This window comes from Streptomyces carpinensis, from assembly GCF_002154505.1.
Taxonomy (GTDB): domain Bacteria; phylum Actinomycetota; class Actinomycetes; order Streptomycetales; family Streptomycetaceae; genus Streptomyces; species Streptomyces carpinensis.
On sequence record NZ_MUBM01000077.1, the window covers coordinates 13,474 to 29,022 of the forward strand.

The following is a 15,549-nucleotide window of genomic DNA, read 5'->3' on the forward strand; positions in this document are numbered from 1 at the left end:
TTCGCGACGTTCGATGCGCGTGCCTCTCGCGCCTTCCGGACCTGACGGCGCAGTTGACCGGCAGCGGGGGAGACGCCGCACGAACTTCCACCGGAACGTACACATGATCTTCACGGCCGGCCGTGCGCGACGACGTGCCGACCGGTCTCATCACCGACGAGGGGGAACAACAGGTGAGCATGACGGCCTCCGCGCCGGCCGGCGCCAATGCCCAACCGGGCACCGGAGCCCCTTCCGGGGCGGGTACCGGCTTCGGCTTCTGCCGGGTCACGATCGTGGCGCCCGACAGCCGCATCGACGTGGCGCTGCCCGACGACGTACCGGTCGCGGACCTGTACCCGGAGATCCTCCGGCTCGCCCGGCAGAGCCCCGACGAGGGCGCGCCCGTCGGATACCACCTCGTCCGCCGGGACGGCACGGTCCTCGACAGCTCCCGCTCCTTCGCCGCGCAGCGCATCCTCGACGGCGAACTGCTCACGCTGCGCCCGTTCGCCGAGTCGCTGCCGCCCGCCGTCTTCGACGACGTCTCCGAGGCCGTCGCCTCCGCCGTCACCCGCGACCGGGCCCTGTGGGACGGCGACCTGACCCGGGTGGCCGGCCTCGTCGCCGGCGGCATCCTGCCCGGGCTCCTCGCGTTCGTCGTCTGGAGCTCGCAGCTCCGCCACGACATGCACAGCCTCCAGGGCATCCTGGCCGCCGTCACCGGAGTGCTCCTGACCGTCTTCGCGTGCGTACGCGCGCGGGTGTACGACGACCGCGGCTCCGCGGTCGCCCTGGGCCTGGGCGCTCTGCCGAACATCGCCGTGGGGGGCTCCGGGCTGCTGCCCCTCGCGGACGGGCAGGGCATCGGACGGCTCCAGTTCCTGCTCGCCTGCGCCGCCGTCCTGATCGCCTCCGTCGTGCTCACCCTGGTGTCGCCGGGTGGCGACGGTCCGTTCGTGGCGTTCGTCTTCGCCTCGACGGTCGGTCTGATCACCACGTTCATCGGGATGCTCACCGACCTCAGGCCCATCGAGACGGCCGCCGTCTGCGCCCCGCTCTCCGTGGGGGCGCTCGCCTTCCTGCCCGGGCTCTCCATGCGCTTCGCGCGGCTGCCCATCGGCTTCGAGGCACCCAGCCCCTCGCGCGGCGGCTACGCGGAGGGCGAGCCCAACGCACCCGAGCCCGTCGACGCCGAGCGCGTCGCGGCGCAGGCCCAGCGCGGCCACGAACTGCTCGTCGGTCTCGTCGGCGGCTGCGCGCTCGTCTCCGTCGGCGCCTCGATCGTCCTCGGCTTCTCCAGCGACGTCTGGGCGCAACTCCTGGCGCTGGCGACCGGACTGGCGATGCTGATGCGCGCCGGACTGTTCCGCTACACCGCCCAGGTCGCCGCCACCCTGGCCGCCGGCCTTGCGGCCCTGCTCTTCCTCGGCATCGGCCTCGCGCTGAACCCGCCCATGGGGTACGTGCGCGACGCGCTGCACGGCGACACCACCGCCCTGGACATCCGCAGCCTCTGGCTCGCGGCGGCCGTCGCCGCGGCGGCCGCTCTGGTCACCGCGATCGGCCTGATCACTCCGCGCCGCGGTGTCGCCCCTTTCTGGGGCCGCTTCCTGGAGATCGCGGAGAGCTTCGTCCTGCTCACCCTGGTGCCGCTGACCCTGGCCGTGTTCGACGTCTACGCGACCGTGCGCGCGATGACGAGCTGAGTTGTCGGCCGGGAGGACGGCTGGGACGCCGGCCGGGACGACCGGCGGCGACTGAGTCGACTCGCCTGGCATCGGCGGGAACTGACGCCCCGTAATGCCGTGCGGCGGACGTGCGTGTGCCGGCCGCCTGTGGGTTGGGCGTCTGCGGCTTGGGCGCCTGTGCGTCGGATGCCTGCGCGCTCGATCCCGGCTCAGCCACGAGCCGTGCAGCTCCACGAGCCCGCGAGCCGTACGGCCCGTCCCGCCCCCACGTCGGGCGACCGATTGAGACGGCGCGGCGGACGACCGGCCGAGGAACGACAAGGCGGTGCCCCGCCATGGGCCGGTGCCGGGCCGGGAGTTCGAGACGCCGGGCGGGTGCGGTGCGACCGGCCGCGACGAGCCGTCCGGAGCGACCGGCCAGGACGAGAGGCCGGGACGAGCCGGCCGGGACGACCCGGCCAAGACGACGGCCCGAGGCAGGCCTGAGGGCTGCCTCGGCCCGACAACGAGAGGTGTCTGACACGTGAGCTTCGGCCCACCCCCTTCCCCCTACACCCAGTCCGCCGTCGCGGCCGACCAGGCCCGAAGGCGCCGCCGCGACAGAATCATCGGCGGGACTCTGGCCGTCGTCCTGGTCGCCGCGCTGTGCGTAGGCGGCGGGCTCCTGTGGGCCGCGGGGGACCACAGCGCGCCGGCCGGTCACAAGGCGGCCACCGTCGCCCAGAGCCCGGACGACATCCGCAGCACGGTCGAGAAGGTCCCCACTTCTCCGGAGGGCCAGGAGGTGATCGAGCACTACGCCGAACATCTCGAGAAGAACCCCCAGAACAACCCGCGCTACGCGCCGGGCACCTGGGCCACCGGAAAGGTCCTCGCCAAGGGCGTCGCCAACCGCGTCGAGGGCTACCGGATCAAGCCCCACTACGACGAGACGGCCTGGACCCTCGATCTCGGCGGCTACATCTGCGCCAGCAGCCGGCACGTCACCGCCGACGGCCGCACCGCGGTCGTCATCCAGCCGCCCAAGGGCGAGGGCGCGATGGACAAGGGCGTCTGCGACCAGGTGGTGTTCCTCGACCTGGACACCGGCAAGAAGCTGTGGCAGAGGAAGATGCCCGCGGCCACCTTCGCATACGTCACGAACACCAACCTCACCCTGACCCGGGGCGTCGTCGCGGTGGCCTGGGGGCGAGGCTCGGTGGCGTACGACATGAAGAGCGGCAAGCAGCTGTGGAACAGCACGATGACGTCCCAGTGCGAGGACAAGGGCTTCGCGGGAGGCGGCGCGCTGCTCGCGCTCGTCGGCTGCGGTGAGGCACCCGACACCACGTACAAGGTGCAGAAGCTCGACCCGCGGACCGGCAGGAACCTGTGGACGTACAAGGTCGCGGCGGGCGTCGAGGACGTCTACCTGCCCTCCTCCGACCCGCCCGTGCTCGCCGTTGCGGCCGGGGACATCTCGGTCACCGACCTGATAACGCTCGACGGCCGGGGCCGGCACCTCGCCACCGTCTCCCTGAGCGGATACGACGCCAAGTGCGGCAGCCGGTCCTACTCCGGGCCGTTCTTCGGCGTGGTGGAGAACTGCGACGGGATGGTCGTGGGCCCCACCCAGGTCTACGTCATGAGCAAGGAGAACATCGCGAACGGCCAGCCCTCGGACTGGATCGTCGCCTTCGACCTGAAGACCGGCAAGACGCGCGGCAAGTTCGAAGGCCGTGAGCTGCAGATGGTCTATCCGATCCGGATGAGCGGCGACGAACTGCTGATCTACCGCGCGGGCGCCGAGACCCTGGCCCCTGCTGCTCTGGTCAGCTGGGACCCGCAGACGGACAAGGAGACCCCGCTGCTGCTGTTCCAGCTCCCGGACGACGACTCCTACGAGCTCAGCGACCCGGAGCAGTCCGACGTCGTCGTGGAGCAGGGCCGGATCTTCTTCTCCCGGCGCGAGCTGGTCCGCGACGACGACTCCCCGAAGGACAAGGTGCTGATGGCCATCGGCTACGGAAGCGCCGGACTCGAGCACTGAGGCGCCGAGGGACTGAGCACCGACGCGCCGGCACACGAGACGGTGTGAGGGGGCGGCACGCGCGCGCGTGCCGCCCCCTCACACCGTCGTTCACGTCCGTGCGCCGCTCACTCGGCCGCGGCGCCCCCGTTGTGCGGCGCCGGCTCCAGGTCGAACTCGCCGTCGCGCGCGCCCAGCACGAACGCCCGCCACTCCGCCTCCGTGTAGCGCAGCACCGTGTCGTGGTCGAGGGACGACCGCATGGCCACGGCGCCGCCGGGAAGATAGGCGATCTCGACGCGCTCCTCGTGCTCCTCCGTGCCCGGCGCGCAGTGCCACTCCACGCCCGAGATGTCCAGGGCGTAGAGTTCGTCGCGCTCCCGCTCCTTGCGTGCCCTGATCTCCGCTTCCGTCTCCGCCATCGCGCAGCGACCCCTTCCCGACGTGGTACGGACCCAGTACGGACTCGGTACTGTGCCGGCGATCACCCTAGTGGCCCGCGCGGCCCCGCCAGGAGGCTTCCCGGACTGCGGTGAGAGGGCCTGCGACCGCCTGGTACCCTGAGTGACGGCCGTTTGTGTACGCACCCCCGGAGCCATCGCAGGCAACCCTGTGGGCCCTGGAGGCCGCGCCCAGCGGATCCCCGCCTCCCGAGTAACGGAAGCTCCCCAGAGACGTAGACCTGGGGCACTCGGTGGCCACTCACAGACCATGAGGAGTACGCGTGTCGCTCGACGCCGCTACGAAGAAGCAGATCATCGGCGAGTTCGGTACCAAGGAGGGTGACACCGGCTCCCCCGAGGTCCAGGTCGCTCTGCTCTCCCGTCGGATCTCCGACCTGACCGAGCACCTCAAGACCCACAAGCACGACCACCACTCGCGTCGTGGCCTGCTGATCCTGGTCGGTCAGCGCCGCCGCCTGCTGCAGTACCTCGCCAAGAAGGACATCCAGCGCTTCCGTGCGCTGGTCGACCGCCTCGGCATCCGCCGTGGTGCGGCGGGCGCCAAGTAGGACGCCGTGAAGGGAGCGGTTCCCGTACGACAGGGAGCCGCTCCCTTCGCATATGTGCTTGCCACAGCGCCATGCGCGCGTGCCGCGGGCGGGCGATGCGCTTGCCGCGGGTGCACGCGGCAGCCGCGGAAAGTTCTGCGGAACGTACGGAAACGTGCGGACTGTCAGTGCCCCTTTGTAGTGTGGTAGCACAACGCAATACGTATGACACAGCGTGACAGGGCCGAACCATGCCAGGTATGGCGCCGTCGCGAACGACGAACGAGGAGAAGCGCGCCTCGCCGCCGCCGGTCCTCGGTAGTGGCCCCCGGGGAGTGAGTCCCGGGTGCTTCGATCGAAGACCGGCCCGCACCAGACGGAGCGCTTCTCCGCCACCGTCCCTCCGCCACACGGGCGGGCGGGACGAGGACGAGGAGAAAACGCTAGTGGAGAACGAGACCCACTACGCCGAAGCCGTGATCGACAACGGTTCCTTCGGCACCCGCACCATCCGCTTCGAGACGGGGCGCCTGGCCAAGCAGGCCGCCGGCTCCGCAGTGGCGTACCTGGACGACGACACCATGGTGCTGTCGGCCACCACCGCCTCCAAGAACCCCAAGGACCAGCTCGACTTCTTCCCGCTGACGGTCGACGTCGAGGAGCGGATGTACGCGGCCGGCAAGATCCCCGGCAGCTTCTTCCGCCGTGAGGGCCGGCCCTCCGAGGACGCCATCCTCACCTGCCGCCTCATCGACCGCCCGCTGCGCCCGTCCTTCAAGAAGGGCCTGCGCAACGAGATCCAGGTCGTCTGCACCGTCATGGCCCTCAACCCCGACCACCTGTACGACGTCGTGGCGATCAACGCCGCGTCCGCGTCCACGCAGCTGGCCGGTCTGCCCTTCTCCGGCCCGATCGGCGGCGTCCGCGTCGCGCTGATCAACGGCCAGTGGGTCGCCTTCCCGACGCACACCGAGCTCGAGGACGCCGTCTTCGACATGGTGGTCGCCGGCCGCGTCCTGGAGGACGGCGACGTCGCGATCATGATGGTCGAGGCCGAGGCCACCGACAGGACCATCAAGCTCGTCGAGGGCGGCGCCGAGGCACCCACCGAGGAGGTCGTGGCCGCCGGTCTGGAGGCCGCGAAGCCCTTCATCAAGGTGCTGTGCAAGGCCCAGTCCGACCTCGCCGCCAAGGCCGCCAAGCCGACCGGCGAGTTCCCGATCTTCCTCGACTACCAGGACGACGTCCTGGAGGCGCTCACCGCCGCCGTCCGCCCGGAACTCGCCCAGGCGCTCACCATCGCCGGCAAGCAGGAGCGCGAGGCCGAGCTGGACCGCGTCAAGGGCCTGGCCGCCGAGAAGCTCCTGCCGGAGTTCGAGGGCCGCGAGAAGGAGATCTCCGCCGCTTACCGTTCGCTGACCAAGACCCTGGTCCGCGAGCGCGTGATCAAGGAGAAGAAGCGCATCGACGGCCGCGGTGTCACCGACATCCGCACCCTGGCCGCCGAGGTCGAGGCCATCCCGCGGGTGCACGGCTCGGCGCTGTTCGAGCGTGGCGAGACCCAGATCCTGGGCGTCACCACCCTGAACATGCTGCGCATGGAGCAGCAGCTGGACACCCTCTCCCCGGTGACCCGCAAGCGCTACATGCACAACTACAACTTCCCGCCGTACTCCACCGGTGAGACCGGCCGCGTCGGCTCCCCCAAGCGCCGCGAGATCGGCCACGGCGCCCTCGCCGAGCGCGCCCTGGTCCCGGTGCTGCCGACGCGCGAGGAGTTCCCCTACGCGATCCGTCAGGTCTCCGAGGCCCTCGGGTCCAACGGCTCGACCTCCATGGGCTCGGTCTGCGCCTCCACCATGTCGCTGCTGAACGCCGGTGTGCCGCTGAAGGCCCCGGTCGCCGGTATCGCCATGGGCCTGATCTCCCAGGAGATCGACGGCGAGACGCACTACGTCACCCTCACCGACATCCTCGGTGCGGAGGACGCCTTCGGCGACATGGACTTCAAGGTCGCCGGCACCAAGGAGTTCGTGACCGCCCTCCAGCTCGACACCAAGCTGGACGGCATCCCGGCCTCCGTGCTGGCCGCCGCCCTGAAGCAGGCCCGTGACGCCCGCCTCCACATCCTCGACGTGATGATGGAGGCCATCGACCGGCCCGACGAGATGTCCCCGCACGCCCCGCGGATCATCACCGTCAAGATCCCGGTCGACAAGATCGGCGAGGTCATCGGCCCCAAGGGCAAGATGATCAACCAGATCCAGGAGGACACGGGCGCCGAGATCACCATCGAGGACGACGGCACGATCTACATCGGTGCCGCCGACGGCCCGTCCGCCGAGGCCGCCCGCACCACGATCAACAGCATCGCCAACCCGACGATGCCCGAGGTCGGCGAGCGCTACCTCGGTACGGTCGTGAAGACGACCACCTTCGGTGCGTTCGTCTCCCTGCTGCCCGGCAAGGACGGTCTGCTGCACATCTCGCAGATCCGCAAGCTGGCCGGCGGCAAGCGCGTGGAGAACGTCGAGGACGTGCTCGGCGTGGGCCAGAAGGTCCAGGTCGAGATCGCCGAGATCGACTCCCGCGGCAAGCTCTCCCTGGTCCCCGTGATCGAGGGCGAGGACGGCTCCGACGCCGCATCCGACAGCGGCTCCACCGCGGACAAGAAGGACGACGCCGACAAGTGACGTCCCGTGGCTTCAAGGCGACGGCCCGCACCTCCTCGGAGGCGCGGGCCGTCGCCCGTACCCAAACCCTCATCAAGGGCACCAACGGCATCGGTACGGTCCGCAAGACCACCCTCCCGGGCGGCCTGCGCATCGTCACCGAGACCCTCCCCTCCGTGCGCTCGGCCACGTTCGGCATCTGGGCGCACGTCGGCTCCCGCGACGAGACCCGCTCGCTCAACGGCGCCACGCACTACCTGGAGCACCTGCTCTTCAAGGGCACGTCCCGCAGATCCGCCCTGGACATCTCCTCCGCCCTCGACGCCGTCGGCGGCGAGATGAACGCGTTCACGGCCAAGGAGTACACGTGCTACTACGCGCGTGTGCTCGACACCGACCTGCCGCTCGCCATCGACGTGGTCTGCGACATGCTCACCGGCTCGCTGATCCGCGAGGAGGACGTCGACGTCGAACGCGGCGCGATCCTCGAAGAGATCGCCATGACCGAGGACGACCCGGGCGACTGCGTGCACGACCTGTTCGCGCACACCATGTTCGGCGACAACTCCCTCGGCCGCCCGGTCCTCGGCACGGTCGACACGGTCAACGCCCTCACCGCCGACCGCATCCGCCGCTTCTACCGGAAGCACTACGACCCGACCCACCTCGTGGTCGCCTGCGCCGGCAACATCGACCACAACAAGGTCGTACGCCAGGTCCGGGCCGCCTTCGAGAAGGCAGGCGCCTTCCGGGACGTCCAGGCCGCGCCCATCGCCCCGCGCGACGGCCTGCGCAGCCTGCGCACCACGGGCCGCGTCGAGCTGCAGAACCGCCGTACGGAACAGGCCCATGTCGTCCTCGGCATGCCCGGCCTGGCCCGCACCGACGACCGCCGCTGGGCCCTCGGGGTCCTCAACACGGCCCTCGGCGGCGGCATGTCCTCCCGCCTCTTCCAGGAGGTCCGGGAGAAGCGCGGCCTCGCGTACAGCGTGTACTCCTACACCTCCGGCTTCGCCGACTGCGGGCTGTTCGGCGTCTACGCAGGCTGCCGCCCGAGCCAGGTGCACGACGTGCTGAGGATCTGCCGCGACGAGCTCGACCACGTCGCCGAGAACGGCCTGACCGACGACGAGATCGCCCGCGCCATCGGCCAGCTCCAGGGCTCCACCGTCCTCGGTCTGGAGGACACCGGTGCGCTCATGAACCGCATCGGCAAGAGTGAGCTCTGCTGGGGCGAGCAGATCTCCGTGGACGACATGCTGGCCCGGATGGCGGCGGTCACCCCGGACGACGTCCGCTCCGTGGCCCGGGAGATCCTGGGACAGCGCCCGTCGCTGTCGGTCATCGGCCCCCTCAAGGACAAGCAGGCCGCGCGCCTGCAGGACGCGGTGGCCTGACCGCTCGGACCGGGAACACCTCTCCCGGTCACAAGCCCTCCGGTCGTGACAACCCTTCGGTCGTAAGGAAGCAAGAGATGAGCAAGCTGCGCGTGGCGGTCCTCGGTGCCAAGGGCCGGATCGGGTCCGAGGCGGTACGGGCGGTCGAGGCCGCCGAGGACATGGAGCTGGTCGCCGCCCTCGGCCGGGGTGACAGGCTGGAGACCCTCGCCGAGACCGGCGCCCAGGTGGCGGTCGAACTGACCACCCCCGCCTCGGTCATGGACAACCTCGAGTTCTGCGTGAGCCACGGCATCCATGCGGTCGTCGGCACCACCGGCTGGACCGACGAGCGTCTCGCGCAGCTGAGGGGCTGGCTCGCCCAGTCCCCGGAGACCGGCGTGCTCATCGCTCCGAACTTCTCCATCGGAGCCGTGCTCACCATGAAGTTCGCGCAGATCGCCGCGCCGTACTTCGAGTCCGTCGAGGTCGTCGAGCTGCACCACCCGAACAAGGTCGACGCCCCCTCGGGCACCGCCACGCGGACCGCCCAGCTGATCGCCGAGGCCCGGGCGAAGGCGGGCTCGGCCCCGGCGCCGGACGCGACCGTCACCGCCCTGGACGGCGCCCGCGGCGCCGACGTGGACGGCGTGCCGGTCCACGCCGTACGCCTGCGCGGGCTCCTCGCCCACCAGGAGGTCCTGCTGGGCGGCGAGGGCGAGACCCTCACCATCCGCCACGACTCGCTGCACCACAGCAGCTTCATGCCGGGCATCCTGCTCGGCGCGCGCCGGGTGGTGACCACTCCGGGCCTGACCTTCGGCCTGGAGCACTTCCTCGACCTGACCTGACCTGACCTGAGCACCGAGCACCGAGCGGAACCGAAGCCCCGAGCCCCTTATGCGCGCGAAGATCACCTACCTCGTCACGGCCGCCGTCCTGGTCTTCTACTTCGTCCTGGTCGGCAGCCGCGGCGTCATGCTCATCCAGTCCGGCACGCCCGTGACCATCGCCTTCGGGATCGCCGTACTGATCCTGCCGTTGATCGGTCTGTGGTTCCTGTGGAAGAACACCCAGTTCGTCCGCCGGGCCAACGCCCTCGCCGCCGAACTCGACGCCGAGGGCGCCCTGCCCGTCGACGAACTGAAGCGCACACCCAGCGGGCGCATCGACCGCGACTCCGCCGACGAGGTCTTCGCCAAGCGCAAGGCCGAGACGGAGGCGGCCCCCGACGACTGGCGCACCTGGTTCCGCCTCGCCGTCGCCTACCACGACGCCCGCGACACCCCGCGCGCCCGCAAGGCGATGCAGCGCGCCATCGCCCTGCACGACGGCAAGCCGATCCCGGCCGCCTGACACCCGACGGCTCTTGCCGTCACCCACCGACGAGTCCGGTCCGCAGGCGTGTGGGCCGGACGTTCGGCATGCGGTGGGCGGGAACCGTCGGTCAGCGGCCGCGGTGCTCCTCTGCCCACGCCTCGACCGAGTCCGCGGCTCGGTCGAAGGCGGCCACACGGCCCAGGAAGTCGGCGTTGTGCGTGGTCATCAGCGGTACGGACTGAGCGTTCCGGTCCCGGCGGACGAGCACCAGAGCCTGTCCCTGCACCGTGCGCGGCAGCCCGAGCCACCGCACCGGCTGCTGCAGCGTCCGTACGCTCACGACCTGCGCCCACGGCGTCGTACGGCTGACGAGGAAGCGCACGTGGCGCAGCCCGCGGGCGCTGACCCACACGCCCATGCGCAGCAGCCGCAGCGCGCCGGCGATGACGACCAGCGCGACGCCGAAGAAGACCGCCGCTGAGGACAGTCCGTCGGTCAGTGCGATCACGACCGCAGCGAGCAGCACGAACGAGGCGAGCAGCAGCACCAGGGCGGCCGTGCCCACACGCCACGGGCCGGGCCGGTAGGGGCGCCGCCAGCGCTCGCGGTCGTCGAACGGCTGTGCGACATCGTCTGCTGTGTCGAAGGCGCGGTCGGCCGTCAGGAAGGGCAGGGGCACGGCTGGTCCTCACTCCGTCCAGGCATGGGGCTGTGCCCGGTGAGGCTATCCGGCTGTCTCCCCGCTCACCACCCGTGGGGGTCCGAGGGCGTGGTCACGGACGGTGGCCGCGAAGGACGGCCACGGCTCAGTGCCCGTGCGAGGCCTGCTGCGTCTGCGCGGGGGACTGGCTGCTCGACAGCGCGGGCATACCGAGGATCACGGAGCCCACGAGTCCCGCGACGATCGTCAGTCCCAGCAGGCAGCGCCCGGCTATCTGACCGGGGGTCGCGCGCCGGCGCGGCGGGGGAGTGACATTGCTGCGGAACCTGTCCGCCTCGGCGACGAAGGCGAACGGGACGGACTCGCGCCGACGGAACATCGGGGTACGGCTCCCTTCGGAGGTCGAACGGATCAGGTTCGAACGAATCGGGGTCGAACGGGGTGTGTCACCCATGTCGAACACGAGTGTCTCACCCATACAGACGCACGAGTGTCCCGAAAGGTGCCCGCTTTCGCCGAATTCACAGAACTTCACCGAAGATGTCGCGCCCCGGCACCGAACGCCCCGATGTCAGAGGCGGCCCGTAGAGTGGGCGCCGCCCGTCAGACGTGAAGGAAGGGACCCTCCGAGCCGTGACCGACACCCCCGCCGACAACCTGAAGCCCAGCTTCCGCAGCGGCGTCACCGTCGAGCTGGTCAAGCACACCGCGTCGGACGCCGACGTGCTGTTCGCAGCCCGTGTCTCGACCATCGGCGAGCAGTCCCTCGACGAGCTGAACAAGGACCCGGAGCGCTCCAAGGGCCTGATCAACTACCTGATGCGGGACCGGCACGGCAGCCCCTTCGAGCACAACTCGATGACGTTCTTCATCAGCGCCCCGATCTTCGTCTTCCGCGAGTTCATGCGGCACCGGGTCGGCTGGTCGTACAACGAGGAGTCCGGGCGCTACCGCGAGCTCCAGCCGGTCTTCTACGTGCCCGACGCCTCCCGCAAGCTGGTCCAGGAGGGCCGCCCCGGGAAGTACAGGTTCGTCGAGGGCACCCAGGCCCAGCAGGAGCTGGTCGGCCGGGTCATGGAGGACTCCTACCGGCAGGCGTACGAGGCCTACCAGGAGATGCTCGCCGCCGGCGTCGCCCGCGAGGTCGCCCGCGCGGTGCTCCCCGTGGGCCTGTTCTCCTCGATGTACGCCACCTGCAACGCCCGCTCGCTGATGCACTTCCTCGGCCTGCGCACCCAGCACGAGCTGGCCAAGGTGCCGTCCTTCCCGCAGCGGGAGATCGAGATGGTGGGCGAGCGGATGGAGGCCGAGTGGGCGAAGCTCATGCCCCTCACCTACGCCGCCTTCAACGCCAACGGCCGGGTCGCGCCGTAGCCCGCGCCCCGAGTCGCCGGCACCCGCCTTTCCGCAGGTACTGGTGTACGGGTCAGCCTCGTGAAGTGTCCGTATTGCGGCATTTATGGAAGTTCATCTAGCCTGATCGAACGGACCCGGCACTGCTTGAACCCCCGAGCAGGCAGTGCCGGGCTCCACCTTTGTCACGACTTGTCGCCTGCCCCGAGGGCAGACCCCGCACTGAGCAACGAGTAGCGTGTTACCCATGGCTCCGACCTCGACTCCGCAGACCCCCTTCGGGCGGGTCCTCACCGCCATGGTCACGCCCTTCACGGCGGACGGCGCACTCGACCTCGACGGCGCGCAGCGGCTCGCCGCCCATCTGGTGGACGCAGGCAACGACGGCCTGGTGATCAACGGCACCACCGGCGAGTCCCCCACCACCAGCGATGCGGAGAAAACGGACCTCGTACGCGCGGTCCTGGCGGCCGTCGGAGACCGCGCCCACGTCGTGGCCGGCGTCGGCACCAACGACACCCACCACAGCATCGAGCTCGCCCGCGCCGCCGAGCAGGCCGGCGCGCACGGCCTGCTGACCGTCACGCCGTACTACAACAAGCCCCCCCAAGAGGGCCTGTACCGGCACTTCAAGGCCATCGCCGACGCGACCGGGCTCCCGGTCATGCTCTACGACATCCCCGGCCGCAGCGGCGTCCCGATCAACACCGAGACCATCGTCCGTCTCGCCGAGCACCCGAGGATCGTCGCCAACAAGGACGCCAAGGGCGACCTCGGCCGTGCCGGCTGGGCCATCGCCCGCTCGGGCCTCGCCTGGTACTCCGGCGACGACATGCTGAACCTGCCGCTGCTCTCCGTGGGCGCGGTCGGCTTCGTCTCGGTCGTCGGCCACGTCGTCACCCCCGACCTGCGCGCCCTGATCGAGGCGTACACCTCCGGTGACGTCCAGAAGGCCACCGAGATCCACCAGAAGCTGCTCCCGGTCTACACCGGCATGTTCCGCACCCAGGGCGTCATGACCACCAAGGCCGCGCTCGCCCTGCGGGGCCTGCCCGGCGGACCGCTGCGGCCGCCCATGGTCGAGCTCACGCCCGAGGAGATCGAGCAGCTCAAGATCGATCTTGCTGCCGGCGGGGTACAGCTCTGACAACGAGACTTCGCGAGACCCTCTCGCACCGCCCGGCTCCACCCGGCACCCCGCCGGGAACCGGGCTTCACAACAGAACAAACAACTGAATAAGCGGGCCACCGGTGCCTGCGCCCCACAACGACAACTGCTTCTGCACGAACGTCATGCGCGCCACGTGCCCACCGGTACGTGGCGCGTGTGGTGAGGAGAGTCTTTTGAGTCATCCGCATCCTGAACTCGGCCCGCCCCCGCCGCTCGCCGAGGGCGGCCTCCGCGTCACCCCACTCGGCGGCCTGGGCGAGATCGGCCGCAACATGACGGTCTTCGAGTACGGCGGCCGCCTGCTGATCGTCGACTGCGGAGTGCTCTTCCCCGAGGAGGAGCAGCCCGGAATCGACCTGATCCTGCCGGACTTCTCGTCCATCCGGAACCGTCTGGACGACATCGAGGGCATCGTCCTCACCCACGGCCACGAGGACCACATCGGCGGAGTCCCCTACCTCCTGCGGGAGAAGCCGGACATCCCGCTGATCGGCTCCAAGCTGACGCTCGCCCTGATCGAGGCCAAGCTCCAGGAACACCGCATCCGCCCCTACACCCTGGAGGTGGCGGAAGGAAACCGTGAGCGCATCGGCCCCTTCGACTGCGAGTTCGTCGCCGTCAACCACTCCATCCCGGACGCCCTGGCCGTCGCCATCCGCACCCCCGCGGCCATGGTGGTCCACACGGGCGACTTCAAGATGGACCAGCTGCCGCTGGACAACCGCCTCACCGATCTGCACGCGTTCGCCCGGCTGAGCGAGGAGGGCATCGACCTCCTCCTGACGGACTCCACCAACGCCGAGGTCCCCGGCTTCACGCCGCACGAGCGGGACATCTCGGGCGTCCTGCGCCAGGTCTTCGCCGGCGCCCGCAAGCGGATCATCGTGGCGAGCTTCGCCAGCCATGTCCACCGCATCCAGCAGATCCTGGACGCGGCCCACGAGTACGGCCGCCGGGTCGCCTTCGTCGGCCGCTCCATGGTCCGCAACATGGGCATCGCGAGGGACCTCGGCTACCTGAAGGTCCCGCCGGGCCTGGTGGTGGACGTCAAGACGCTCGACGACCTGCCCGACCACGAGGTGGTCCTGGTCTGCACCGGCTCCCAGGGGGAGCCGATGGCAGCCCTCTCCCGGATGGCCAACAGGGACCACCAGATCCGCATCGTCGAGGGCGACACGGTGATCCTGGCGTCCTCGCTGATCCCGGGCAACGAGAACGCGGTCTACCGGGTGATCAACGGCCTGACCCGCTGGGGTGCCAACGTCGTCCACAAGGGCAACGCCAAGGTGCACGTCTCGGGCCACGCATCGGCCGGCGAGCTGCTGTACTTCTACAACATCTGCCGCCCGAAGAACCTGATGCCGGTCCACGGCGAATGGCGCCACCTGCGCGCCAACGCCGAGCTGGGCGCCCTCACCGGTGTGCCGCACGACCGGATCGTCATCGCCGAGGACGGCGTGACCGTCGACCTCGTCGAGGGCAAGGCCAAGATCTCCGGCAAGGTCCAGGCCGGCTACGTCTACGTCGACGGCCTCTCCGTCGGCGACGTCGGCGAGCCCGCCCTGAAGGACCGCAAGATCCTCGGCGACGAGGGCATCATCTCGGTCTTCGTGGTGGTCGACTCCACCACCGGCAAGGTCACCGGCGGCCCGCACATCCAGGCCCGCGGCTCCGGCATCGAGGACTCCGCCTTCGGCGAGGTCATCCCCAAGATCGCGGACGCCCTGGAGAAGTCGGCCCAGGAAGGCATCGCCGACGCCCACCAGTTGCAGCAGCTCATCCGCCGCACGCTGGGCAAGTGGGTCTCGGACAGCTACCGGCGCAGGCCGATGATCCTCCCGGTCGTCGTGGAGGTCTGAGGCTCGAACTGGCAGCGGGGCGCCTCGATTTGCATCGAGGCGCCCCGCTCCAGTACGTTTACGGCTCCGCCCGGACGGGAACCCGGACGCCTCGCGCGCTCCGAAGGAGGTTCCCCGAGGGGGTGGGAAATCCGGCTCAGAATCTCTGATAAAGTCGGGACCGCCGGAAAGGGAAACGCGGAAGCGGGAACCTGGAAAGCACCGAGGAAATCGGATCGGAAAGATCTGATAGAGTCGGAAACACCGAAGGGAAGCGCCCGGAGGAAAGCCCGAGAGGGTGAGTACGAAGGAAGCGTCCGTTCCTTGAGAACTCAACAGCGTGCCAAAAGTCAACGCCAGATATGTTGATACCCCGTCTCCGGCCGATCATGGCTGGGGCGAGGTTCCTTTGAAATAACACAGCGAGGACGCTGTGAACCGAGGGGACTATTCCTCCTCTCTGGTTCCGCTCTCGTGGTGTTCGCCCCG

The 15,549-nt window shown here is 69.9% G+C and carries 13 protein-coding genes; 10 read left to right on the forward strand and 3 right to left on the reverse strand.

Annotation, left to right across the window (positions count from 1 at the left end):
- The first annotated feature begins 179 nt into the window (after positions 1 to 179).
- Complete coding sequence (gene eccD, locus BZY54_RS11220; RefSeq protein WP_086725030.1) at positions 180 to 1,688, forward strand: type VII secretion integral membrane protein EccD; 1,509 nt, start codon at positions 180 to 182, stop codon at positions 1,686 to 1,688.
- Positions 1,689 to 2,193: 505 nt separating this feature from the next.
- Complete coding sequence (locus BZY54_RS11225; RefSeq protein WP_086725018.1) at positions 2,194 to 3,699, forward strand: outer membrane protein assembly factor BamB family protein; 1,506 nt, start codon at positions 2,194 to 2,196, stop codon at positions 3,697 to 3,699.
- A gap of 107 nt (positions 3,700 to 3,806) precedes the next feature.
- Here BZY54_RS11225 and BZY54_RS11230 read toward each other — a convergent pair whose 3' ends face one another.
- Positions 3,807 to 4,100 (reverse strand): DUF397 domain-containing protein, encoded by a 294-nt coding sequence (locus tag BZY54_RS11230; RefSeq protein WP_086725019.1) that lies wholly within the window; start codon positions 4,098 to 4,100, stop codon positions 3,807 to 3,809.
- 302 nt (positions 4,101 to 4,402) lie between these two features.
- On the opposite strand from BZY54_RS11230, the gene rpsO reads away from it, so the two are divergent.
- The 5 genes from rpsO (at position 4,403) to BZY54_RS11255 (ending at position 10,073) form a co-directional block, all read left to right on the forward strand.
- On the forward strand, positions 4,403 to 4,690 hold the full coding sequence (gene rpsO, locus BZY54_RS11235) for a 30S ribosomal protein S15 (RefSeq protein ID WP_030177470.1): 288 nt from the start codon (positions 4,403 to 4,405) through the stop codon (positions 4,688 to 4,690).
- A 425-nt stretch (positions 4,691 to 5,115) separates the two neighbouring features.
- Complete coding sequence (locus BZY54_RS11240; protein WP_086725020.1) at positions 5,116 to 7,362, forward strand: polyribonucleotide nucleotidyltransferase; 2,247 nt, start codon at positions 5,116 to 5,118, stop codon at positions 7,360 to 7,362.
- Positions 7,359 to 8,738 (forward strand): M16 family metallopeptidase, encoded by a 1,380-nt coding sequence (locus tag BZY54_RS11245; RefSeq protein WP_086725021.1) that lies wholly within the window; start codon positions 7,359 to 7,361, stop codon positions 8,736 to 8,738. Before BZY54_RS11240 ends, BZY54_RS11245 begins: the two co-directional genes overlap by 4 nt.
- Positions 8,739 to 8,815: 77 nt before the next feature.
- The gene (dapB, locus tag BZY54_RS11250; protein ID WP_086725022.1) at positions 8,816 to 9,568 is read left to right on the forward strand and encodes a 4-hydroxy-tetrahydrodipicolinate reductase; all 753 of its coding nucleotides are present in this window, start codon (positions 8,816 to 8,818) and stop codon (positions 9,566 to 9,568) included.
- A 49-nt stretch (positions 9,569 to 9,617) separates the two neighbouring features.
- Positions 9,618 to 10,073 (forward strand): tetratricopeptide repeat protein, encoded by a 456-nt coding sequence (locus BZY54_RS11255; RefSeq protein WP_086725023.1) that lies wholly within the window; start codon positions 9,618 to 9,620, stop codon positions 10,071 to 10,073.
- Between the two features lie 91 nt (positions 10,074 to 10,164).
- Here BZY54_RS11255 and BZY54_RS11260 read toward each other — a convergent pair whose 3' ends face one another.
- Positions 10,165 to 10,716: a phage holin family protein gene (locus BZY54_RS11260; RefSeq protein ID WP_086725024.1), complete on the reverse strand. Its 552-nt coding sequence runs from the start codon at positions 10,714 to 10,716 to the stop codon at positions 10,165 to 10,167.
- Between the two features lie 127 nt (positions 10,717 to 10,843).
- Positions 10,844 to 11,077 (reverse strand): hypothetical protein, encoded by a 234-nt coding sequence (locus BZY54_RS11265; RefSeq protein WP_086725025.1) that lies wholly within the window; start codon positions 11,075 to 11,077, stop codon positions 10,844 to 10,846.
- A gap of 254 nt (positions 11,078 to 11,331) precedes the next feature.
- On the opposite strand from BZY54_RS11265, the gene thyX reads away from it, so the two are divergent.
- From thyX to BZY54_RS11280, 3 genes are all read left to right on the forward strand, one after another.
- Positions 11,332 to 12,072, forward strand: a complete 741-nt coding sequence (thyX, locus tag BZY54_RS11270; protein ID WP_086725026.1) for an FAD-dependent thymidylate synthase — start codon at positions 11,332 to 11,334, stop codon at positions 12,070 to 12,072.
- 226 nt (positions 12,073 to 12,298) lie between these two features.
- Complete coding sequence (gene dapA, locus BZY54_RS11275) at positions 12,299 to 13,198, forward strand: 4-hydroxy-tetrahydrodipicolinate synthase (RefSeq protein ID WP_086725027.1); 900 nt, start codon at positions 12,299 to 12,301, stop codon at positions 13,196 to 13,198.
- A 197-nt stretch (positions 13,199 to 13,395) separates the two neighbouring features.
- Positions 13,396 to 15,081, forward strand: a complete 1,686-nt coding sequence (locus BZY54_RS11280; protein ID WP_086725028.1) for a ribonuclease J — start codon at positions 13,396 to 13,398, stop codon at positions 15,079 to 15,081.
- Positions 15,082 to 15,549: the final 468 nt, after the last annotated feature.